The following is a 22,369-nucleotide window of genomic DNA, read 5'->3' as shown; positions in this document are numbered from 1 at the left end:
TCTTGTGAATAATGATCTCTTCAAACGTTTTTTAAATAATACCTGTTCTGCGGAAGAACGGGAGAGGCTGACAAAATGGTTAACCGATCCTCTTCACCGTGAGGAAGTTCTTCTATTTATGGATGCCGAATGGGCCGACTGGTCGCCCTCCGAACAGGAGCTCGATGAGGCTTTTAAAGAGGCCGATCTTCCCTTTAGCCAGCTTTTCCGGGAGGCAACAGCTGCGGAAGCAAGAACCTCAGGCGTAGTAACGAAGGAGGCAGATAGTACAGCAAACACGGCAACAAAGGTTGTTGGCATGAATGTAAGGGGGCGGCTGATCAAAATTATTACCGGTGTGGCTGCCAGTCTTTTTTTCTTGCTGGGTGGTGCATGGATCGGGTATTATTATCATGGGAAGGCCAAACAGGATCAAAAAGAACCTCTTTATTATGCCTCGGCGCAAACCCTTCGTGGGCAAAGATCCCGCCTGGTGCTGACCGATGGATCGGAAATTTTTCTGAACGCCGACAGCAAGGTCTCTTTTCCCAATGAAGGCAATGCGAGACAGGTTGTTTACCTGGAAGGAGAAGCTTTTTTTAAAGTGCCCGATAAGGAAAAACCACTCATCGTGAAAACAAAGGACCTGGTGGCTTCTACAAAGGGTTCCCAGTTCAATATATCCGCCTTTCCAAAGGACAGTAAAGTTACTGTATCTGTAGAGAAGGGAAGAACGGAAATAAGCTCGAATAATGAAAAGACTTTTCCGCTGATCGCGCTGCGGTTTCCGGCCCGTGACTCGGCTGCCAAAAAGGACACCGCAACGGTTGAATCGAAACCAAAGTTCATGCCGATGTTGGCGATCCGTCCGGTAGTGGTCAGAGCCAATGAGTCCGTGAGCTTCGATAAGGCAAATAAAATAACTACCCTACCGGCCCGGCTTAATGAAGAAGAACTCCGGTCATGGAAAGATGGATTTATCTATTTTAATCATGCGGATTCTGCGGCCCTGGTAGACAAGCTGGAAAGATGGTTCGATGTGGAAGTCAGTTTGGATACGGATGGAGCTCCGCTGAAGACGTTGAATTGCGGTTTCAGGGATGCCACCCTTTCCGAGGTGCTAAGCCATATCGCCAGAGACCTGAATCTCGAATATCGAATCGAAGGCAGGCATGTGTTTTTGCAGGCCCGCCACCAGAAATAATTGATTTTTATAAAATAACGGTCTATCTGCCATAGTTGTCTGGTCATATCCTGCCATACAGGACTAATACTGCTATAACCTATCCACCATTTTGCAAAACAGGAACACCTGTCATGAGCCGTTCACAGACGGCTCCGGGAACTATTTTGCCTGATAAAAAAAGCCGGCTGAGACCGGACAGGGAAGGCTATGTCATTTTTCAACTATAAACCCATCATACTATGCTGCTTTTTTCCAGACTTCATTCAACCATGTTTTTCTCCGGATCCCGCACCGGCAATTCCCCGGTCCTCCGGTCTGCCAGTACTTTCCGGTCTTTTCGTACTTTCCGGTCCTTGTCCGCTGCCCTGTTGATCATACTGGCGGCAGGAGCCTGTAAAAAAAGCGCAAACCTGAGCGACCTTGCGGGGTTTACGACATTCAGCATAAAAGAGTTGAATGTTCCGTTCACGATTGACGAAACAGCAGGGACCATCTCCAATAAAGATAGTCTTGCCTTCCAATACAATGTGTCCTCGCTGACGGCTGTATTTACCACCGTTCCCAATGCCACGGTTAAGGCCGGAGTAACGCTGCAGGTATCAGGCAGCACCACCAACGATTTCAGCAGCCCCGTCAATTATGTAGTGGTTGCGCAGAACGGTTCTTCCACCCGTAATTATAAGGTGACCGTCAACGTGGCCAAGGTAGATCCCAAGACCGTCAGCTGGCAGCAATTGACGCTGGACGCCGGTTGGGGGAATAACCATAATTTAGTGGCAGGCGCTTTTAATAATAAATTCTATGCTTACGGTGCAACGCTTGGTTTCTCCAATTCTATCAAATTCGGAGCCTGGTCTTCCACGGATGGCGTTACCTGGGGAAAACTTCCCGCCGTCGACGATAAGGGCGATTCTGTCTCCCACGGCGAGTTCAGCGCACTGGTCCCCAGTTTCAACAACAAAATCTATTTATTAGGCGGTCACCGCCCCGGTGTAGGCTTTGCCTTTGATTTCGTGACGGCTAACACCTACAGCTCTTCAGACGGTACTGCCTGGACTGTTTCGGCACCGGTAAATGCAGCAGACCGTTTCAGCGCAAGGGAACGTATCGGTGCAGTAGTATTCAACAATAATATTTTTGCGGTCGGAGGCAATGCCTATCCTTTTGGCGGTAACACGGCTTCTCAGGGTACGGCATACAACGATGTATGGAGCTCACCTGATGGTGCAGCCTGGACCAAGGTAACCGCGGCGGCGGCCTTCCCCGCACGCAGCAACCCTGCCGTATTTGTGTACGACAATAAAATATGGGTTGCCGGTGGAAAGAGCGGCAGTACTTATCTGAATGATGTCTGGAATTCCACCGATGGCGCCAACTGGACACAGGTTACGACCAGTACGGTTTTTACCGGCCGTTTCGGTCACAGCGTAGCTGTCTATAATAACGAGATCTTCCTGGCCGGCGGCGAAGATGCGGATGGCGTCAAAGGTGACCTCTGGGTCTCCGAAGATGCGGGTGTAAACTGGGCGCAGGTAAAGGCAGGAGATGTCCGTGCACTTCCGGCGAATTTCCCGGCCCGTACTTATTTCAGTTTCTTCGTTCAGGGCACTGCGCTGTATATCGTCGGTGGTCTGGGAGCAAAAGATGTGAACAACAAATACACTTATCAGAACGATGTCTGGAAGGGTGTGCTGGCGAAATAAACTATCGTTTTAATAATAAATGAAATCCGGGTAATGCCAACTCATAAAAACCCCTTTTTTTCCTTGATGAACCCGTTATGGCTCTGTACCCTGATCGGTCTGGGTCTGCCTGTTGCCACCCGGGCACAGGCAGATTCCCTTCCGCTCCTGCGTATAACTCCCATCAGCGGGGTAGTGCGATCCTCCCGTGACGGATCTCCCGTCACCGGGGCTTCGGTCATGATCAAGGGCACGAACAAGGCCACCATGACCAATGACAAAGGAAGTTTCCAGTTGCTGACCAGGCCGGGTGATACGCTGGATATCACCGCTGTCGGTTTTGCCCATATCCTCTGTCCGTGTAATAAAACCGCCATGTTATCCCTGGTCCTGGCAGAGGACTACCAGCGGCAGAACGAGGCCATAGTCATCGGGTATGGTAATGAACGCAAACGGAATATTACCGGAGCTATTTCCTCTATTTCCGCAGCGGATCTGGAAAAATCTTCGGCGATATCTTTCGACAATGCCATTATGGGCAAGGCTGCGGGGGTACAGGTACTTCCCAGTTCCGGAGTTCCCGGATCGGCAACGGGTATCACTATCCGGGGTCTCAGTACGCTTAGTTCGGATGGGAACCAGCCCCTGATCGTCATCGATGGTCTTCCCATTTATGGCTCCGGGCAGAACCTGAATACCAGTACATTTAACAACAGTACTTCCCCGCTCATCGGTTTCGGCGGGACGAATGTCAGTGACAACCTGACCCCAGCGCAGAAATTCGAAAGTAATCCCTTATCCACGATCAACCCTGCCGATATCGAATCCATCGAGATCCTGAAGGATGCCTATGCCACGGCTATCTATGGTTCCAGGGGTTCTGCGGGTGTCATCCTGATCACCACCAAAAAAGGCGGCAAAGGAAAAGCGCAGTTTAATCTGCGTTATAATAACGGAGTACTGCAACCGATCGGCAAATATCATCTCCTGGACGGACCTCAGTATAATTCGGTCTATACGGCTTATTATAAGGAACTGAATGACAATTCGGTCTTTAATTCCTCCAATAATACGGACTGGGTGAAAGCCGTCACCCGCACCGCTCTCACTCAGCAGGCCGATGTCTCGATGGCCGCCGGCGGTGATAAGACACAATATTTTATCAGCGGCTCCTATACGGACCAGCCTTCCTATATTATCAATAACGGCTATAAACGTTATACAGGCCGGATCAATCTGGCCTTTCAACCTTCTGCCTCCGTATCGGCCGGAGCAGGTATGTCCCTGTCCTTTACCGATAATTCATCGCTCAATGCGCCGGCAATTTTCAGGGGGGCGATGCTCAAGGCACCCAATCTTCCCATCACCAACGCAGACGGAACCTATGCCTATGATAAAGGGTCCAATCCGCATGGGGCTACCGATGTCAATCCCGTTGCCGATGCCAGGCTGAATACCAATTCCCTGCAGTCCATCGAAGAGACAGGCAATGCATTTGTTCAATACCGCCCTTTTTCCGGGCTGGCGTTCCGGTCCGAATTAGGGGTCGAGCTTAATTCCGGGGAAGCCTTTACCCGTCGTGTCAAAAGACCCAGTGGTTTCGGCGATGATGCCATACAAACTTCCACACAGAACCGGAAATTCGTCATCAACAATACCATTTCATTTCTCCGGTCGCTGAACGGCGGTCATTATTTTAATGCCGTGGCAGGACAAAGTTTCGAAAAGTCTACGGAGACCGAAAACTCCATAGGGGGCTATACCTTTTTCAGCGATAATATCCGCAGTATCGATGCGGCAGGTCATAAATATATCCTGGATGCCCTGACGCAAAGATGGGCCATGGTATCCTATTTCGGACGGTTGAATTATGAATACCGCAACCGTTATCTGGCAGGGATCACGTACCGGGTTGACGGATCTTCGAAATTCGGCGCTAACCGGCGTTATGTTTCTTTCCCTTCGTTTTCGGCAGGCTGGCGGATCTCCCGCGAATCTTTCCTGTCGCGGTATAAATGGATAGATGATGTCAAGCTCAGGGCCAGCCTTGGATTTACCGGTAATAACAATTCCTCTTCTTATTATGGAAGCCAGGGACAATACCTGCTCAACAGCAATAACCTGGCCTATTCCGGTGTGCCAATCCTCCAGATGCAGCAACCGGATAATCCAAATCTGAAATGGGAACGCACGCGATCCATCGATGCAGGTCTGGACATCAGTCTTTTTAACGGCAGGTTTTCGGCTACTATTGACTATTACCGCCGCCGCGCCACCAATATGGTTCTGGCTTCGGCTATTCCGATCTACCAGGGATGGACATCCCAGCCGCAGAATATCGGGGATATGCTGAATGAAGGACTGGAATTACTGGTCAATGCCACGCTGCTCCGGAAAAAGAATGTTACCTGGTCAACGACCTTTAATGTGTCGACCAACCGAAATAAAATCTTACGGCTTACCGCCAATGCAGAAGAGGTTGGCCTGGCGAGTGAGGCGTTCAAATATCTGAAGGTGGGACAATCCGCCGGACAATTCTTTTTGTATGACTGGAAGGGCGTCGATCCTATGACGGGTAATCCGCTCTGGGGTGATGGAAAGGGAGGTTCCTCCGCCATTCCTCCCGCGTCACGTTACCTGGACGTGGCGGATGTCAATGATTTCCGGCGGCCCTACGGGACGAGTCTTCCGGACCTCTACGGAGGGATGGGCCATACTGTAATTTATAAGAACTGGGAACTGAATGCCTTCTTTTCTTTCTCCACGGGAGGAAAGATGATCAATGGCTCCAGGGCAACATTGCTCACCTATACGACGGAAGATGCCGTCAACCTGGATACCCGGGTCCTCGACCATTGGCTGGTTCCCGGTCACCATACGGCTATTCCCAAACTGGCCAACCGCTCGGTTACCATTCCCAACGGATCGACTACGACCAGTATTTATGATTATACGACAAGCCGGACCAACAGCCGCTTCCTGGAAAATTCTTCCTACCTGCGGCTGAGAACACTAACGCTGGCCTATAATCTTAACCCTGCCCGTCTACAACAGGCTACGCATAATACGATCCGCTCTTTGCAGGTATTTGTCAGGGGAACGAATCTGCTGACGCTGACAGGTTATACCGGTCTGGATCCGGAAGTGAACGCTTTTGGCTCATCGGCCCTGCAGTCGGGTTATGACGAGCTCACCATGCCGCAAAATAAATTGTACCAGTTCGGTTTTAATATCGGTCTATAGACAGAATATGAAAAATACAGCTACCAAATACCTGTTTGTTTGTGTCACGTTCTGGTTGATCGCGGCCTGCAACCGCCAGCTGGAACTGGCCCCGGAAAATACCCTGGTCGACAGGGAAGTCTTTAATACGCAGGGAGGAGCGGAGCAGGCCCTGGCGGAAGCCTATTACAATCTGCTCACTTCCATTATAGGTAATGAGTCCTTTGTCTATGGGGATTACACGACACCCGAACTGCTGCATACGGTTTATTATAACACATATGCCCTGGGGCAGGCGTCTCCAACAGATGGATTGGTGACCAGCATCTGGACCAGTTATTTCAAAACGATCAATATCGCCAACAATGTCATTGCCAAAATTCCGCAGTATGCACAATTCCCGGCAACCGCACAGGCGCAGTTTATTGCCGAGGCAAAGTTCATACGTGCCTATGCTTACCTGGACCTGCTCAAATTTTTTGGCGACGGCGCGCTCTCCGGCAATGCGGACGGCTTAGGTCTGCCCTTGCAGCTGACTCCATTCGCGGGATATAATACAGGGCAGGTGGTTCCACGTTCTACGAATGCACAGGTGTATGCGCAGCTTGTTAAGGATCTGACCGATGCTCTGCCCGGGTTGAATGACAAACAGACGAATGATCTTTCTACCAGGACCCGGGCCACAAAGGGAGGAGCAAATGCCCTGTTGTCGAGGGCTTATTTGTATATGCGCCAATACGATAATGCCGCGGCAGCGGCAAAAAATGTAATCGACCGTAACGATATTTATTCGCTGTCGGCCGATCTGTTGCAATTATTCCCGCCGGATCCGGCCAGTACATCGCAGAACCTGACGACCGAACATATTTTTGCCTTGCCAGTCAGCCAGGCGGTCAGTTCTTCGTCTGCCATCAGTTATGGTCCGGGATACAACTATTACCTGAAAAATGATTTCTGGATCAATCCTGCTTTCATCAGCAGTTTCGAGACGGGGGATAAACGGGTCAGCCAGCTGATGTATAAGGGAGATACGATCTATAATTACCAGCCTGCTTTTCTGACCACATTCAAATTTAATAATCCCAACGGAAGGGATAATGTAACCCTGATCCGTTTGGCCGAGATCCTGCTGACCCGCGCGGAAGCGCTGGCGAGAACGGGCGGCATCAATACCGAATCCCTGTCGCTGCTGAACACTGTCAGAAGCCGTTCGGTGCCTGGCGCAGTGGCTTATACGACCGGTGATTTTGCAACGGGAGCCGACCTGGTGGATACGATCCTCCGGCAACGGGACAATGAACTGGCCTTCGAAAGTCATCACCGCTATGATCTTATCCGGACGGACCGGCCTGTTCATGATCCCGATTTAGCCGCCAACAGGAAGGTTTTGCCGATACCGCAATCGGAAATCGATATATCGGGAGGGGTGTTGAAGCAGAACCCGGGTTTTTGAGTTCGTCACGCTTACCCTATGAATGTGTCGCGTGCCGAACTCAATAGCCTATGCGTCGCGGAACAGCCATCAGTACAATTTGAGTCGCGGAACAGCTGGGAGGTTTGCCGGGCTATTTTAAAAATATTCGCAAGGAATTAAACTTAAGTCTAATCATTTAAACCATACAAGAATGTTACCACCAAAAGGGATCTTATGCCGGTCCGTATTTATTTTTTGCCTGCTCTTATCTTATTGTGCCCTGAAGGCTCAGCAATCCATACACTTTGAGGATATCTCCTTTTTAGAGGCTGTAGACAAAGCCAAATCCCAAAAGAAAATAGTTTTTGTCGACGTCCGGGGAATGAATCCGAATAGTTATAATGAAAAAGCGGACAAAGAAATCTTTACGCTGGATAGCGTAGCTAATTTTTTTAATGCCCATTGCATCAGCATACGGGTCAATATGAATTCGGAAGAAGGGAAAAAATTCGCTCCCAGGCTGGCTATGCTCATGTATCCTGTATATGTCTTTCATGGTAGTAATGGAGATCAGTTGGATTTTACCAATGCGGGTTCCATTACGAAAGATCCCGGGGTATTGCTGGCAAAAGCCCGGTCCTCGCTGGCGATCAACCAACAAAAGAACAGCAATACCCGTTCTATCAGTTTTGATAAGGCTAGCTGGAATGATTTGCTGAAAAAGGCCAAAACACAAAAGAAACTTATTTTCCTCGATGCCCAGACCACCTGGTGCCGTCCCTGTATCATGATGGCCAAGGATATTTTTACCCTGGATAGCGTGGCGGATTATTATAATAGTCAATTTATCAATGTGAGCATGGATATGGAAAAGACGGATGGCCCCGGCATTGTAAAAAAATACGGCATCAGAGGTTATCCCTCCTTCCTGTATATTGACGGAGATGGCATCCTGGTTCACAGCGACGGCGGATACCAGGAGGCGGGAAGATTTATGGAGAATGGAAGGACTGCCATTGCCCAACAGGCAGCAGGTAAAACGGATGGCTCACAAAAACTCAAAGAATTGGGAATGGGCGGAGCAGCTCCGGGTGCGAAGGTGATACCTTTCGCAGATGCGACGTTTGTTCCTGCCTCAGCGGGAATTGCCGCCGTGGGGAATCTGGCTCCTGCTAAAGCCGCAGCCAACCCTGCCGATTCGGGTATCCATTTCACGGAAGTGACCTGGGCTAATCTGCTCGTTAGGGCAAAAAAAAATAACCAACTGATCTTCGTGGATGCCAATACGACCTGGTGCGGTCCCTGCAAACAAATGCGCCGGGAAATCTTTCCGCAGAAGGCTGTGGCACAATTGTACAACCGGAATTTTATCAATATCGATCTGGACATGGAAAAAGGGGAGGGCATCGATTTCCGGAAACAATACGGCGTAAAGGCCTATCCTACTTTTCTTTTTATCAACGGGGATGGTGAGGTCGTTCACAAAGTCGTCGGCTCCTGCGATGCGGCGCAATTTCGTCAGCATGCACTGGACGCTCTTAGCCCCACCCGTAACCTGCTTTACCTGGCCACTGCGTATAAAAAAAATCAGCAGGATGATGATTTCGTGACCACCTATTTAGCTGCTCTCCGGGATGCCTATGAATCAGGAAAGGCGGATACGGTGGCAGTAACCTACCTGGGAACACAAAATTCTTCGGCATGGCAGCAGCGGTCCAACTGGCTCCTGATAAAGGAATATGTCAATGATGCCACCTCTGCTCCCTTCCTGACACTGGTAAAGGAACAACCTGCATTCGGGAATTTGTATGGCCAGGATGAAGTGGAAAGTAAAATCTACCTGACCTATATGGGCTGGGCGCAGCATTATCTGCACTACCCGGAAAAAGGAAAGGCTGTACTGGATCAGGAGCCATTTGCTGAATTTCTGAAGCAGGTGAAAATAAGCCCTTATTCAAAAAAGGAGGAGATCGAAACACGGTCCCAGCTCACGGTATATTTTGCATTAAAAGATTGGAACAATTATTCCGCCACCGTGAATGGAATGCTTTCTTCCAGGATCGTTCCTATGGATGCCAAAGGAGCGGAATGGCTTTTTTCCTTTGCCGATCTGATTAACCGGTTTGCCGGAGACGATAAAAAACAATTAGCCGAAGCGGTTAAATGGACCAAACTGATCAGCTATTCCATAGAGGGCATAAGCGCAAACGATAAAGCGACCTATCTCGATCTGCATGCCACCTTACTCGAAAAGAACGGCCGGACAGATCTTGCGCTTCAGACACGCAAAGAGATCAACCAACAACAATTGACCAATGCCAAACAAAATGCACCTTTCCAAACGCTGATCCGTATCGCACCGAAACAAAATTAATGACAACTACTATGTATAAAAGATTTATTGGAACCGGTATTTTGATGGCTGTTGTGCTGATGGCCGGGGCACGAAAGACGGGGGGCGATGATAAAAATGCCGGCCCGGCAGAAAAACTGCATTTTGACACCGATAAACCACAGGCAGGACAAACGATCTCTTTCGATTATTCCGCTGCCGGTGGAAAGCTGGCAGGGGCAAAGGATATCCACGCGGCTTTGTTCTATTATACCGCCAATACGGCCAATGGTTTTTATGCGCAGGATGTTACCATAAGAGGAGAGGGGAAAGAAAACTGGAAGGGGAATTTTTTAGTTCCCGATTCGGCGGTAGCTTTTGCCATTCGTTTGAAATCCGGTAAACTTATTGCCGATAATAATGGGCGGGGTTATATTTCCCTGGTCTATAAGGATGGAACAGTAAGACCCGGGGCCTATGCCGGGGTCGCTATTTTGTACAGTAACGGAGAAAGTCTGTTGAATCTTCCCAACCGCGCAGATACGGCTATCGCACTGCTGGAAAAAGAATTTTCCGCTCACCCGGACCTCAAGCCGAAATATGAATCTTCCTTTTATTATAACCTGGCAAGTCTGAAAAAACAGGATGCCTATCCTTTGCTCGATAAAAGGGCCCAGGATGTATTATCGGCTCCGGATGTGACACTGGCCGATTATAAGCTGGCGGTAAAATTGTATCAACTGCAACGGAAAAAGAAGGGTGTTGATTCTCTGCTGGCCATCGTCGCGCGAAAATTCCCCGCCAGCGATCTGGCTGTTCAACATGATGAAAATCAATTTTACGCTATAAAAGATCTGGATAGCCTGGAATTGTTCTATGCTGCTTTTCAGGAAAAACACCCCCAGGCCGGGCCTAAAGATCCAGCATCCCAGACAGCAGCTTATTTTGCGTCTTCGTTAGCGCAAAAGTATATCGGCAAAAAGGAATACCGGAAGGCGATCGGTTATGCTTCCCAGATGTACGATGGAATGGCGGATTACCGCGGTTATATGTATAGCTGGGTTGCCCTGGAATTGTTAAAGAAGGATTCCGCACTTTCCCTGGCCGATAGCCTGATCCGGGCGGCGCTTACGGGAGTGGAGGTTGAACTGGCGCATCCGGAATTGTTCCGCAGACAGAGTGCTCCGTTCTCAGACTGGAAAGAAGAGATCAGTCTTTATTATACGGCCGCGTTTACGGATACCTATGGAAAGATCCTGATCCGGAAAGGAGAGAATGCCAGGGCCCTGGAAGTGCAGCAGAAGGCTGTCGATCTGGCCAAGGGCGAGAATAACGGGTATAACGAACGATTGGTGAGCTACCTGGCCAAGGCCGGAGATGCTAAAAAGGCAAGGACACAGTCGGAGGAATTTATAAAGACAGGCGCGGCTTCGGATTCCGTGAAAATCTGGTTCAAAGAAGCCTATATAAAAGAAAAAGGCTCCGATAAAGGTTATGCGGTTTACCTGGGCAGCCTGGAGACAGTAGCGGTGATAAAATTCCGGGAGAAAGCCCAAAAGGAAAAGCTGGATCTGCCCGCAAAGGCTTTTGATATTCCTTCTCTCGATGGCAAAGAAGTTTCGCTGGCCTCCCTCCAGGGAAAGGTCGTGATCCTCGATTTCTGGGCTACCTGGTGCGGCCCCTGCAAGGCTTCTTTTCCTGCTATGCAAACGACTGTTGACAAATATAAAAACGATACGAATGTGGTGTTCCTTTTTGTGGATACCTATGAATCGCTGACGCCAGAGGAACGCATCTCCCAGGTCAAAAAATTTATCCAGGATAATAAATATAGTTTTACGGTCCTGCTGGATAAAATGATCGATCAGGAGAAAAGACTGTACAGTGTTGTGGGTGATTATGGCGTTGGCGGTATTCCGACAAAGTTCATCATCGGACCACAGGGAAAAATTGCCTTTAAGGCGGTAGGTTTCGATGGTAATAATGAGAAACTGGTGACCGAACTGTCGGTGTATATCGAGATTGCTAAGGGAGGGTAGGGCAATTAATTTAGGGTAGATTATCCCTTTTCCCATTATCTTTAGGGCAATGAAACAATTATTTTCCCTTTCCTTGCTGTGTATGTCCCTTTTTGGTACGGCCAACGCCCAATTTTCGTTTGGTAAGATAGATACTACTGTAAAAATTGGTAAGGCGGGTTACCGGGTGGATTGTAAAAATAAAAACGTTGATCAGAATCAATTGATGATCAAACCAATTGGTTTTGACCGCGAAGCGAGGGATATGAATTTTATGATCAGAGGTCGGGTGTCAAAAGTAGAAATTGAGGATCCTAACGCCGATGGATTTCCTGATCTCATCATAACCATCTATAGTGACTCCGTCTCCCTGTTCGGAACGGTATATGCCTTTTTGTCGGAAGGCAATAAAACCATAACTCCCTGCGTATTGCCCGATATCATGATGAATGGGAAAGTAAATGCGGGTTATAAAGGTCATGACCAATTCGCCATAATGACCAGTTATCTGCAGCAAAAATTCCCTATCTATAAATCAGGAGACGATAAGGATAAACCCACCGGCGGTACCCGTGTCCTTCTTTACCAATTGGGCAAAAATCCGGAAGGCAAGATGGCCTTCAATTTGACCAGGACCTACGATACGCAGTAGGTCCCGGGAGGACTGGCCAACATTGACCTAATCCTTCGCCTCTTTGATAAATTTGCCGTTCACATCGAACAATACATCCATTTTGTTTACTTCAGCCTCATAATTGATGGAACCATCTGCCTTGGTGATCCTGGCTGCTTCTTTAATCGAAGCAGATTTGTAATGTTGTTGGACATAGGCCAGAACCGACGCCGGCAATTCTTCCACCTTTATAGAAATTTCGCTTTCGGTCATCGTTCCCTTCAAATCGAAGAGGGCAGACATGGATTTGCCTTTGTCCTTAAAATTGGCTTCATATTTTCCGTTCTCCTTTTCCCAGGATGGAGAAAGACCGGGAAATTGTTTGGTGAATCCTGCTTTTACAGGGGCTGGCACTTTGGATGCCGGCAGTTTCTGGGCTTGAGCCGTAATGAAAAGACCGGCGCAAAGCGTAATGATAAAGGATACTTTTTTCATGTTTAAAAATTTTGAGAATAATTTAATTTTTAGGTCAATTATTTGAGCTGACCCAAATCTATACGCTCAAACTGATAGAATTCTGGAACCAATCTGGTCAAAAGATCCAGTTTCAGCGGAAGACCCCTTTTTTAGCTGAAGGCATAGGCGGGGATGGTGTAGATTGGCATTCTTTTCCAATATATTAGCAATCGCTGCCTGACCTGTTTTTAGGGAAGGCGGGGGCTTTATATTTGGCCTATGAAGGCCGTGATCAGGAAAGAAAAAGTTCTGCTAACCACCTACCCGTACTCGGATCCGGCGCCTTTGCCGGAGTTTGGACGGATATATCCCTATAACAGGTTCGACGGATATGCATTACAGGGAACGGTTCAGTCCTGGGATATGGTGGTGATGGAAAACCAGTACATAAAGCTCTGGATCAATCCTGCTGCCGGTGGTAAGGTCTGGGGCGCCATCGAAAAATCAACCGGAAAGGAATTCATTTATTTTAATCATACAGCCAAGTTCAGGGATGTAGCCATGCGGGGACCCTGGACCTCCGGCGGCATAGAGTTCAATGTGGGCATTCTCGGCCACTCTTTATCCTGTGCCTCAGCTGTGGATCATTATATCCGGACAAATACCGATGGAAGCGTAAGTTGTTTTATCGGCGCCACCGACTTGCCTTCCAGGACCCGTTGGTATGTCGAGATCTCCCTGACGGATGATGCCGCCTGGTTCAGGACACGTACTTCCTGGTACAATAACAGCGGCGAAGACCAGGCATATTATAACTGGAGCAATGCGGGCATAAAAACTTCCGGCGATTTGGAGTTTGTTTTTCCGGGGCATGCCTACCTGGGGCATGATGGTAAACCACATTCCTGGCCAATGGATGCGCAGGGTCACGATCTTTCCTTTTATGAGCAAAATAATTTTGGTCACTATAAATCCTATCACGTATTTGGTTCCTCCTCCGATTTCTGGGGGAGCTATTGGAAAAAAGATGATTTTGGGATGGCACATTATTCCCTTTATGATCAGAAACCGGGAAAAAAGATCTGGATATGGGGCCTTTCGCGGTATGGTATGATCTGGGAGGATCTGCTCACGGATCAGGACGGCCAGTATGCAGAAGTGCAATCGGGAAGATTGTTCAACCAAAGCATTTCTTCCAGTTCCGCTACTCCCTTTAAACACCGCTCTTTTCTTCCCTGTTCCTTTGACAGATGGGAAGAATACTGGATGCCGGTTAAAGGAACAGGGGGGCTGCATTACTGCTGTCCTGCTTTGTCTTTTTATATTGACTTTGACGCTGCCACTGACACTGCCATTGACTCGGGCACTATTACTGATTCTGGCACTTTCACTGACTCTGGCACTGGTGCTGACACTCGCACAGTCATACATATTTGTGCCAATCAACCATTGGATCATTTGCTTAAGATTGAAGATAAAAATGGTCTTCTTTTTTCTTCCCGGGTGGATATGAAGACGATGGAGAATCGGTCACTGGCCTTGCCGGTAATGCCTGCTGCGGATTCGTTGCGGCTTTGGCTGGATGACTCGCTGATCTATGATGCGGCCGAACAGCAATACCAACTGAAACGCCCTTTGCAAATAGCTCCCGGTTACCGGTACGATTCCGTGGAAGGCCTTTATTTACAGGGAAAGGAATGGGAGCGTCAGCGGTTCTTTGTGCGGGCTGGTGATAAATATGGGGCTTGCCTGGAGAAGGATCCCTTTTATACCAGGGCGCTTCTTGGCATGGCTGCCCTGAAGCTGCGTACGCTGGACTATACTGAAAGTCTTGGTTATCTCACCACGGCGCTTTCTATAGACAGTTACGACTGCGAGGCCAATTATCTATATGGGTTGGTGAATCTCCGCCTGGGTAATCGTTACGATGCCAAAGACGGCTTTTCGATTGCCAGCCAGACTATCACCTATCGTTCTGCTGCCCTGACGGAGCTGGGCCGCATCCTCGTAAGCCAGCAGGAATATTCAAAAGCACTTGGTTATCTGGAAGAAGCGCTTGCCGCGAATGCGGGGAATTGCCAGGCCCATCAACTACAAGTTTTTGTTAATCGTAAATTGAAAAGGACGGCAATTTCAAAGAAGTTGGCTGAACGACGTCTGCAGCAGGATCCATTGGATCATTTGCTGCAATTTGAACTATACAGATTAGAGACAGATTTTCCAGCGAAGACGGGTTTGCCTTCGGAGACAGATTTTCCAGCGAAGACAAGTTTGCCGGTTGAAAATTATCTGGCGGCAGGATTTATTTCCGGCATCTCCAGCGAATGGCCACATGAAACTTTTCTTGAACTGGCTTCTTTTTATGTGGCTATTGAAGCCTGGGAAGAGGCAGTGGAATTACTGTGTTTGTCACCGGAACATCCCCTGGTTGAATGCTGGAAGGCCTGGCTGTATTTTAAAAAAGGAGGAAACGAGGTCTCTTTTCAAAACGAGCTTTCGCTTCAATCGCTGGAGCAGGCAGCCGCCATGCCGCCCGATCAGGTCTTCCCTCACCGGCATGAGGATATGGTTGTTCTGCGATGGGCGATGTCCCGGTCTGACAATTGGAAGATCAGGTACTTTATGGCCCTGGCGCTTGTGCAGGCAACGAAGGAAAAAGAGGCTCTGGGCTTATTGGAGTCCTGCGGGAATGAACCGCTGTATTATCCTTTTTACCTGTTGCGGGCGCAGTTACGCATGAAATTTATTACAGATGATCCGAAAAAGAAAGACGCAGAAGAAGATATGCTCCTGGCTGCCGAGCTTGAGCCGGAGGCCTGGAGGGTATCTATACAACTTTCCAGATTTTATGCAGACGAGGAGCAATGGGAATCTGCTGTTAAAGCTGCGCTGAAAGGATATTCCCTGCATCCGGAAAATTATTACCTGGGGCTTCAGCTCGCCAAATCTTATATGTACAACCGCCAGTTTGAAGAAGGGATCGATTTGCTAAAAACACTCCGGGTCCTGCCGAACGAAGGCGCATCGGAAGGCCGGAACGTATGGCGCGAGACGAATCTTCATGCAGCCATTGCAGCCCTCCGGGTAAACCGGTATGAGTTGGCCGCAGGATATATTCGTGCAGCAAGGTCCTGGCCGGAAAATATCGGCGTCGGAAAGCCTTATGATGTGGATGAACGTTTGGAAGATTTTCTTGATTATACCTGTTTGGTCAAACAGGGTGGTGGAGATGGGCGGCTGTTTAAAGAAAGGATTCTTTCGTTCCGGGAAAAATATCCGGAATGGCAGGTAAGTTCCAATGATCTGCTGGCCCTTCTATTTGAAGAGGTCCGGATGGATGAAACTTCCTTTGCAGCCTATCGCGGGAAATATCTCGATCGCGGAAATGACAGTCTTCCGATACGCTGGTGTAATGCCTTTCTCGATAGGGATCAAAACAGGTTAGCGGAGCTCTCCCGGGAAAAGATGTTGCCGCCTGTTGTGCTGCCCTATGAAATCCCTTTCGAGGACCGGGAATTTGTCCTGATTAAAAAATTAGTGGCAGAAGGATTGCTTTCCTGAAGGATTGTTTTCCTGAAGTGGGGCTTTCCGGAAGAGGGATTTTTGAATGAGCGTTTTTTTGAATAATAATAATAATGCGCACTAAAATTTAAATATATGAGCAAACACATACCGAAGGATCTTTCTGCCTTCCATCAACTGGTGTCCCCCTTATTTACCTGGCCATCCACGCCGGAGGAATGGGATCAATACCGGCTCAGTGATGAGCAGATAAATTTTTTTAAAGAACATGGATACCTGAGCAATATCAAATTGCTGGAAGCCTGGCAGATTGACCAGTTAAATGCAGAGCTGTCGGAGATCATCGATCCGGAACATCCCGATAATTCCTTGTTCTACCAGTTCTTTTCGAATTCGTCTACGGATCCCGGATCTGTTTTGTTCCATGCGCTTGGAGCATGGCGGATCAAACCCGGTTTCCATGATATTCTTTGGAACCCGGCCTTTGCGATGGCGGCCAGCCAGCTGTTGAATGACCAGGACATCCGGTTCTGGCATGATCAGTTGTTTTGCAAACCGGCCAAACACGGCGGAGTAGTGGCCTGGCACCAGGATTATTCTTACTGGACGCGCACTACTCCCATGCAGCACCTCACCTGCTGGGTAGGTCTGGATGATGCCACCACGGAAAATGGTTGTATGTATTATGTGCCCGACAGTCATAAATGGGGTTTGTTGGATAAGCCCGAGCTAACCGGTGAAATGGAGGGGTTGATGACCATGCTGAATGAAGAACAAAAAGCAGGCTTCCATCCCATCCCGATAGAATTAAAAAAAGGATATGCCACCTTTCATCACCCGCTGCTGGTACACGGTTCCTATGAAAATAAATCGGACAAACAGCGCCGGGCCTTTGTGCTGAATGTTTTTGCGGATGGAACGATCTCCGGCTCGGATAGTACGCTGATGCCCGGCACGCCTGCTATCGCTAAAGGTGAAAAAGTAGGGGGGCAATTTTTCCCTTTGCTGATCGAACGGGAAAAGACGGATAAGTAAAAGCCAAAACGGAATATGCAGATGAAGTTGTCATTTTACTGTACCCGGTGGGGGCAGGAAGAGATACCCTGGACCATTTTTTTAAGAAGGGTGAAGGAGGAAGGGTATGACGGCGTGGAAACGGCGCTGCCATTAAGTCCGGCGGAACAGGAACCTATTCTGAATGGATTGGAGAAGTATGGATTGAAATTGATCGGTCAGCATTGGGATACGGTGACGGCAGACTTTGCGGCACATGCCAAAGAACTGGAACAACGGTTGCGGTCGATGGCGGATGCCAGGGCGGTGCTGATCACTTCCCATACCGGCAAGGATCATTTTAGCTTTGAACAAAATACCCAGTTGATACTGATCAGTAAAAGGATCGCCCAGGAGCATAAAGTTTCTATTATTCATGAGACACACCGGGGTAAATTCAGTTTTGCGGCGCATCATACGCGGAAATACCTGGAAGCCATCCCCTCCCTACGATTGAATCTCGATATTTCGCATTGGTTCACGGTGGCGGAAAGTTACCTGGAGGACCAGGAAGAAGCGGTGGAACTGGCAATAAGCAGAACGGCGCATATTCATGCCCGCATAGGACATACACAAGGCTCGCAGGTGCCGGATCCACGTGATCCTTTGTGGGAAAAGGCCTTGCAGCAACATCTGCAGAGATGGGACAAGGTGGTGGCCAGGCATAGTAAGATAAACTCCTCCGATCTGGGTTTTACCTGTGAATTCGGTCCTGCACCTTATATGCCGTATATACCATTTACCAATAAGCCGGCTACGGATCAATGGGAGGTCAATGCGTACATGAAAAACTTTTTGAAGGAGAGATATAAACCCTAGCTGCACCTAACTGTACCTAAAAATGGAAAACAAAAAATCGTATACAGCGCAGATCACCCTGGTAGGGGCGTTCTTCTTTATCTTTGGTTTTATAACCTGGGTAAACGGAACACTGATCCCTTATCTCCGTATTGCCTGTGAACTAAAGGAATGGCAGGCTTACCTGGTCACCTTTGCTTTTTATATTTCTTATACAATCATGGCCATTCCATCGAGTATGATATTGGCGGCTACGGGCATGGTTAAAGGAATGCGTTTGGGCCTGCTGATCATGTGCGCCGGATGTATCGTATTTATACCGGCTGCGCTGCTACGTTCTTATCCTCTGTTCCTTTGCGGCCTTTTTATCATCGGTACGGGAACCACTCTTTTGCAGACGGCGGTCAATCCATATATCACGCTGCTTGGACCTGCCGAAAAAGCGGCGAAACGGATGAGTATTATGGGCATCTGTAACAAGTTCGCCGGTGTGCTCGCCCCGCTGATCCTCGGTGCGATCATTCTGAGCAATTCCGATAGCCTGATCAGGGAACTTAGTGAAATGGCGCCTGCTGCGAAAACGGCGAGACTGGATGAACTGGCGCGCGCCGTTGTGATGCCATACGGGGTATTAGCCGTTATTTTATTGCTGATCGCCTTTGTGATTAAATATGCGCATCTTCCGGAAATCAATATAACGTCGGCAAAGAACGAAGATCCGTCGAATGGCAGAACCGGTGAGATGGAGGGTGGGCATGCCCCGGATCATAGCCGTGGTTTTATCCTGGGTTTTATTGCGGTATTTTGCTGCGTGGGTCTGGAAGTGATTGCCGGGGATACTATTGGAAATTATGGTCTTTATCATAAGATGCCGCTGAGTGTCAGTAAACATCTTACCTCCTATACGCTGGCTTTTACTGTGGTCGGTTATCTTTTTGGCGCCCTGGCCATTCCCCGGTTTATTTCGCAGGAAAGGGCCTTACTGTTCTCCTCGGTATTGGGTATCTTCATAGCTATGGGTATCCTGGTGGTTCCCGGCACTTATTCTGTCGGGGGTGTTGCTTTACTTGGTCTTTCCAACGCTTTGTTATGGCCCGCTATCTGGCCCCAGGCGCTGAAAGGGCTTACCGGCAAGGCGCTTAACCGGGGGGCTGCGATCCTGATCATGGGGATAGCCGGTGGCGCGATCATGCCCCTGGTATACGGATGGGTGGCTAAGGGCAGCAATAATCAGCTGGCGTACTGGCTGCTGATCCCCTGTTATCTTTTTACGCTGTATTATTATTTCATCGGTAAAAAACAAACTCAATTATGAAGAGTTGTAGGATATGCCTGACAGGATTCCTTTTCGGAACTCTATTTTTTCCGCTGATATCAACCATGGCGTATGGACAGGAAAAGGAAAAAAAACACGCGATCGATGTGGATGCCATCCGCCAGACAGAATTGACGGGTGATATCGGCATTCCGCCGACTGCCATGAATCAAGCTGCCGATCCGGCTCATTTACTGGCGTTCCTGGCCAAATCGCGTGGCAAACTGTATTTTACCTTTCCCGAAAAGCGGGAACAACCCATCCGCATGCTGGATGCCATTCCGGAAATATGGCTGCAACGCTCTCCGGCCGCCCTGCAAACTTTCAATGGGACACCGCAACCTGGTGAATATTATGTTTTCCAGATCGGGGTATATGCTGCCGGTGCCGATCTGAAAAATATAAAGGTGCAGATACTTCCGCTGAAAGGGAATGGATCGTTGGATGGGATTGGGACGCTGAAAGGATCTCCGAACGGAGCCGGGGTCCAGAGCCTGACCGATGTCACCTGTTTTAATGCGGAAGGAATTTCTTACCTGGGTAAACCCTTTACAAAGGACCTTAACCTCCATAAAACAGAGGTGCTGCCTTTGTGGTTTGGCGTACAGATCCCCAAAAATGCCAAGGGTTTGTATACGGGAAAGGTGGTGATACGACCGGCGGGTCTGCCTGCTGCTGTAGTAACGGTAAACCTGAATGTCTCCGGCGCGGTTGTAGAGAATAATGGAGTGGACGATGCCGATAGATTATCCAGGATGTCCTGGTTAAACAATAAAATGGCTCTTGATGATGGCATCACCGGGAAATTCATTCCCTTGTCCAGGGATGGAAATACGGTCTCTATTTTGGGAAGAAAGATAAGCCTGGGCAATGACGGTCTGCCAAAGGAGATTACCAGTTTTTTTGATAAAGATAACCTGGCCTTGGTAGAGAAAGGAGAACCGGTCCTTTTCGATAAAATAAAGTTTGTTGTTGACCGTAACGGATCGCCTCTGTCTTTTACGCCGGGTGCTACCCGTTATACGGATCATCTGCCCGGTTCTTCCAGCTGGGAAACGATCCTTCAAAATCCCGATATTACGCTCACGCTCAAAGGTCATGCGGAATACGATGGTTTTATCGGTTATGAGGTGATGGTTAAACCGCTGAAGGATGTCGATGTCAAGGATATCCGGCTGGAGATCCCCATGGATAAAAAGAAGGCTGGGTATATCATGGGGCTCGATCATGAAGGCGGAACCCGGACGGATAACTGGGCCTGGAAATGGGATGTCATCAACAAAAATCAGGATGGAATATGGGTTGGCGGAATTAATGGCGGTATGCGGTTACGTCTGAAAGGCGCCAATTTTCATAGTCAGCTGGTGAATATCTATTATCCCTTTGGCCCGCTGAATGAACCGGAGTCCTGGGGCAATGGCCAAAAAGGGGGAGTAACGATAAACAACGAAACACAGGGCGCCCTGATCAAGGCGTTTTCGGGGCAACGGCTGCTGCATAAGGACAGCACGTACCGTTTTGTTTTTGAATTGCTGGTAACGCCCTTTAAGCTGATCGACAGAAAGATCCAGTATGGAGACCGGTATTATCACTCCGATATCGATACCAGCGAGAACTTTATAAAGATCGCCAGGGAGCATGGCGCCAATATTGTCAATATCCATCACAAAAAAGATATCTATCCCTATATTGACTATCCCTTCTCTCCCGATAACGCGGACAGCCTGAAAGCATTTATCCAACGGGCGCATGAAAATGACCTGAAGGCAAAATTGTATTATACGACCCGGGAGCTTTCGGTCAAAACCCCGGAGATATGGGCCTTGCGGAGTCTTAACAATGAGATCCTTTATCCCGGCCCCGGTATGGCTACACGGTCGCTGGTCAATCCAAAAGGGGTGCATCCCTGGTTAGGTGCCAATTTCAAAAAAGATTTTATTCCGGGCTGGGTCGCTACTTTTCAGCATGGACGTTTCAAAGGCAAGCAGGATCTGGCCATCCTCACCCGTCCTGATTCCCGGATGAATAATTTTTTCCTGGGCGGTCTGGACTGGATGTGCAAAAATCTAAAGATCGATGGTATCTATATCGATGATCTGGCGTTGGACAGGGAAACCCTCAAACGGACGCGAAAGATTCTGGACCGTGAACGTCCCGGATCCCGGATCGATATGCATACCTGGAATCATTTTAACGATTATGGTAAATGGGCCAACTCCCTTTATCTGTATATGGATCTGCTGCCTTATATCGATCAGTTGTGGATCGGAGAGGCAAGGGATTATAATAAACCGGCGGACTACTGGCTGATCGAAGTAAGCGGTATTCCTTTTGGTTTGACTTCCCAGATGCTGAACAGGGGGGGCAATGCCTGGCGGGGAATGGTATTCGGGATAACCGATCGTTTTGGCTGGTATCGTTCGATCACTCCCGAATACATCTGGAAATTTTGGGATCTGCATGATTTTGAACATAAAAAGATGACCGGGTTCTGGGATGAAGAAATGCCCGTGAAAACGGATAATCCGAATACTACAGCCTCCATTTATTCCGATGATAAGGAAGTGATCATCGCGGTCGCCAACTGGACGGATACGGTGCAAACCTGCAGGTTCAGGATCGATTGGAACAGGCTTGGGTTATCGCCGGATAAAGTGACAGCCAACATTCCGGCCCTGAAGGATTTTCAAACAGAAAGGTCCATCGATATCAATGGACCTGTAGAAATAGAAGCCGCAAAAGGGTATATGATCGTACTAAAGAAACAATAACAAGTGAT

Annotated in this window: 13 protein-coding genes; 12 read left to right on the top strand and 1 reads right to left on the bottom strand. The window is 48.6% G+C overall.

Annotated elements, in window-relative coordinates; translation table 11 throughout:
- Positions 1 to 4 precede the first annotated feature (4 nt).
- From ACX0G9_RS10060 to ACX0G9_RS10030, 7 genes are all read left to right on the top strand, one after another.
- A complete protein-coding gene (locus ACX0G9_RS10060; protein WP_459064766.1) occupies positions 5 to 1,183 on the top strand; it encodes a FecR family protein in 1,179 nt (392 codons plus the stop codon).
- A gap of 221 nt (positions 1,184 to 1,404) precedes the next feature.
- Positions 1,405 to 2,868, top strand: coding sequence for a DUF6242 domain-containing protein (locus tag ACX0G9_RS10055; RefSeq protein WP_459064765.1), 1,464 nt, complete (start codon positions 1,405 to 1,407; stop codon positions 2,866 to 2,868).
- Between the two features lie 66 nt (positions 2,869 to 2,934).
- Complete coding sequence (locus ACX0G9_RS10050; protein WP_459064764.1) at positions 2,935 to 6,090, top strand: SusC/RagA family TonB-linked outer membrane protein; 3,156 nt, start codon at positions 2,935 to 2,937, stop codon at positions 6,088 to 6,090.
- A 7-nt stretch (positions 6,091 to 6,097) separates the two neighbouring features.
- The gene (locus ACX0G9_RS10045) at positions 6,098 to 7,522 is read left to right on the top strand and encodes a RagB/SusD family nutrient uptake outer membrane protein (RefSeq protein ID WP_459064763.1); all 1,425 of its coding nucleotides are present in this window, start codon (positions 6,098 to 6,100) and stop codon (positions 7,520 to 7,522) included.
- 172 nt (positions 7,523 to 7,694) lie between these two features.
- Positions 7,695 to 9,857 (top strand): thioredoxin fold domain-containing protein, encoded by a 2,163-nt coding sequence (locus ACX0G9_RS10040; RefSeq protein WP_459064762.1) that lies wholly within the window; start codon positions 7,695 to 7,697, stop codon positions 9,855 to 9,857.
- Positions 9,858 to 9,868: 11 nt separating this feature from the next.
- A complete protein-coding gene (locus tag ACX0G9_RS10035; protein ID WP_459064761.1) occupies positions 9,869 to 11,854 on the top strand; it encodes a TlpA family protein disulfide reductase in 1,986 nt (661 codons plus the stop codon).
- Between the two features lie 49 nt (positions 11,855 to 11,903).
- Positions 11,904 to 12,485 carry a hypothetical protein gene (locus ACX0G9_RS10030; RefSeq protein WP_459064760.1) on the top strand — a complete coding sequence of 194 codons (582 nt, stop codon included), beginning with the start codon at positions 11,904 to 11,906 and terminating at the stop codon, positions 12,483 to 12,485.
- Between the two features lie 27 nt (positions 12,486 to 12,512).
- Here the strand turns inward: ACX0G9_RS10030 and ACX0G9_RS10025 are convergent, their stop codons facing one another.
- Positions 12,513 to 12,941 carry a PepSY-like domain-containing protein gene (locus tag ACX0G9_RS10025; protein WP_459064759.1) on the bottom strand — a complete coding sequence of 143 codons (429 nt, stop codon included), beginning with the start codon at positions 12,939 to 12,941 and terminating at the stop codon, positions 12,513 to 12,515.
- Between the two features lie 240 nt (positions 12,942 to 13,181).
- Here ACX0G9_RS10025 and ACX0G9_RS10020 point away from each other — a divergent pair, with 240 nt between their 5' ends.
- The 5 genes from ACX0G9_RS10020 (at position 13,182) to ACX0G9_RS10000 (ending at position 22,361) form a co-directional block, all read left to right on the top strand.
- Positions 13,182 to 16,463 (top strand): DUF5107 domain-containing protein, encoded by a 3,282-nt coding sequence (locus ACX0G9_RS10020; protein ID WP_459064758.1) that lies wholly within the window; start codon positions 13,182 to 13,184, stop codon positions 16,461 to 16,463.
- Positions 16,464 to 16,559: 96 nt separating this feature from the next.
- On the top strand, positions 16,560 to 17,459 hold the full coding sequence (locus ACX0G9_RS10015) for a phytanoyl-CoA dioxygenase family protein (protein ID WP_459064757.1): 900 nt from the start codon (positions 16,560 to 16,562) through the stop codon (positions 17,457 to 17,459).
- A gap of 21 nt (positions 17,460 to 17,480) precedes the next feature.
- On the top strand, positions 17,481 to 18,296 hold the full coding sequence (locus tag ACX0G9_RS10010; RefSeq protein ID WP_459064756.1) for a sugar phosphate isomerase/epimerase family protein: 816 nt from the start codon (positions 17,481 to 17,483) through the stop codon (positions 18,294 to 18,296).
- A gap of 22 nt (positions 18,297 to 18,318) precedes the next feature.
- Positions 18,319 to 19,590, top strand: a complete 1,272-nt coding sequence (locus tag ACX0G9_RS10005; RefSeq protein WP_459064755.1) for a sugar MFS transporter — start codon at positions 18,319 to 18,321, stop codon at positions 19,588 to 19,590.
- Complete coding sequence (locus ACX0G9_RS10000) at positions 19,587 to 22,361, top strand: glycoside hydrolase domain-containing protein (protein WP_459064754.1); 2,775 nt, start codon at positions 19,587 to 19,589, stop codon at positions 22,359 to 22,361. Before ACX0G9_RS10005 ends, ACX0G9_RS10000 begins: the two co-directional genes overlap by 4 nt.
- The last annotated feature ends 8 nt before the right edge of the window (positions 22,362 to 22,369 follow it).

It is taken from the genome of Flavitalea flava (assembly GCF_054461575.1).
Note: the sequence above shows the minus strand (reverse complement) of the source record. Positions and strands in the feature narration are given on the sequence as shown.

What these genes read in the sequence shown, in the direction of transcription:
- ACX0G9_RS10015 (WP_459064757.1), top strand. Translation starts at nt 16,560, where the DNA reads ATGAGCAAACACATACCGAAGGATCTTTCTGCCTTCCATCAACTGGTG.
- ACX0G9_RS10040 (WP_459064762.1), top strand. Translation starts at nt 7,695, where the DNA reads ATGTTACCACCAAAAGGGATCTTATGCCGGTCCGTATTTATTTTTTGC.
- ACX0G9_RS10055 (WP_459064765.1), top strand. Translation starts at nt 1,405, where the DNA reads ATGCTGCTTTTTTCCAGACTTCATTCAACCATGTTTTTCTCCGGATCC.
- ACX0G9_RS10025 (WP_459064759.1), bottom strand. Translation starts at nt 12,941, where the DNA reads ATGAAAAAAGTATCCTTTATCATTACGCTTTGCGCCGGTCTTTTCATT.
- ACX0G9_RS10045 (WP_459064763.1), top strand. Translation starts at nt 6,098, where the DNA reads ATGAAAAATACAGCTACCAAATACCTGTTTGTTTGTGTCACGTTCTGG.
- ACX0G9_RS10020 (WP_459064758.1), top strand. Translation starts at nt 13,182, where the DNA reads ATGAAGGCCGTGATCAGGAAAGAAAAAGTTCTGCTAACCACCTACCCG.
- ACX0G9_RS10035 (WP_459064761.1), top strand. Translation starts at nt 9,869, where the DNA reads ATGTATAAAAGATTTATTGGAACCGGTATTTTGATGGCTGTTGTGCTG.
- ACX0G9_RS10000 (WP_459064754.1), top strand. Translation starts at nt 19,587, where the DNA reads ATGAAGAGTTGTAGGATATGCCTGACAGGATTCCTTTTCGGAACTCTA.
- ACX0G9_RS10050 (WP_459064764.1), top strand. Translation starts at nt 2,935, where the DNA reads ATGAACCCGTTATGGCTCTGTACCCTGATCGGTCTGGGTCTGCCTGTT.
- ACX0G9_RS10030 (WP_459064760.1), top strand. Translation starts at nt 11,904, where the DNA reads ATGAAACAATTATTTTCCCTTTCCTTGCTGTGTATGTCCCTTTTTGGT.
- ACX0G9_RS10010 (WP_459064756.1), top strand. Translation starts at nt 17,481, where the DNA reads ATGAAGTTGTCATTTTACTGTACCCGGTGGGGGCAGGAAGAGATACCC.
- ACX0G9_RS10005 (WP_459064755.1), top strand. Translation starts at nt 18,319, where the DNA reads ATGGAAAACAAAAAATCGTATACAGCGCAGATCACCCTGGTAGGGGCG.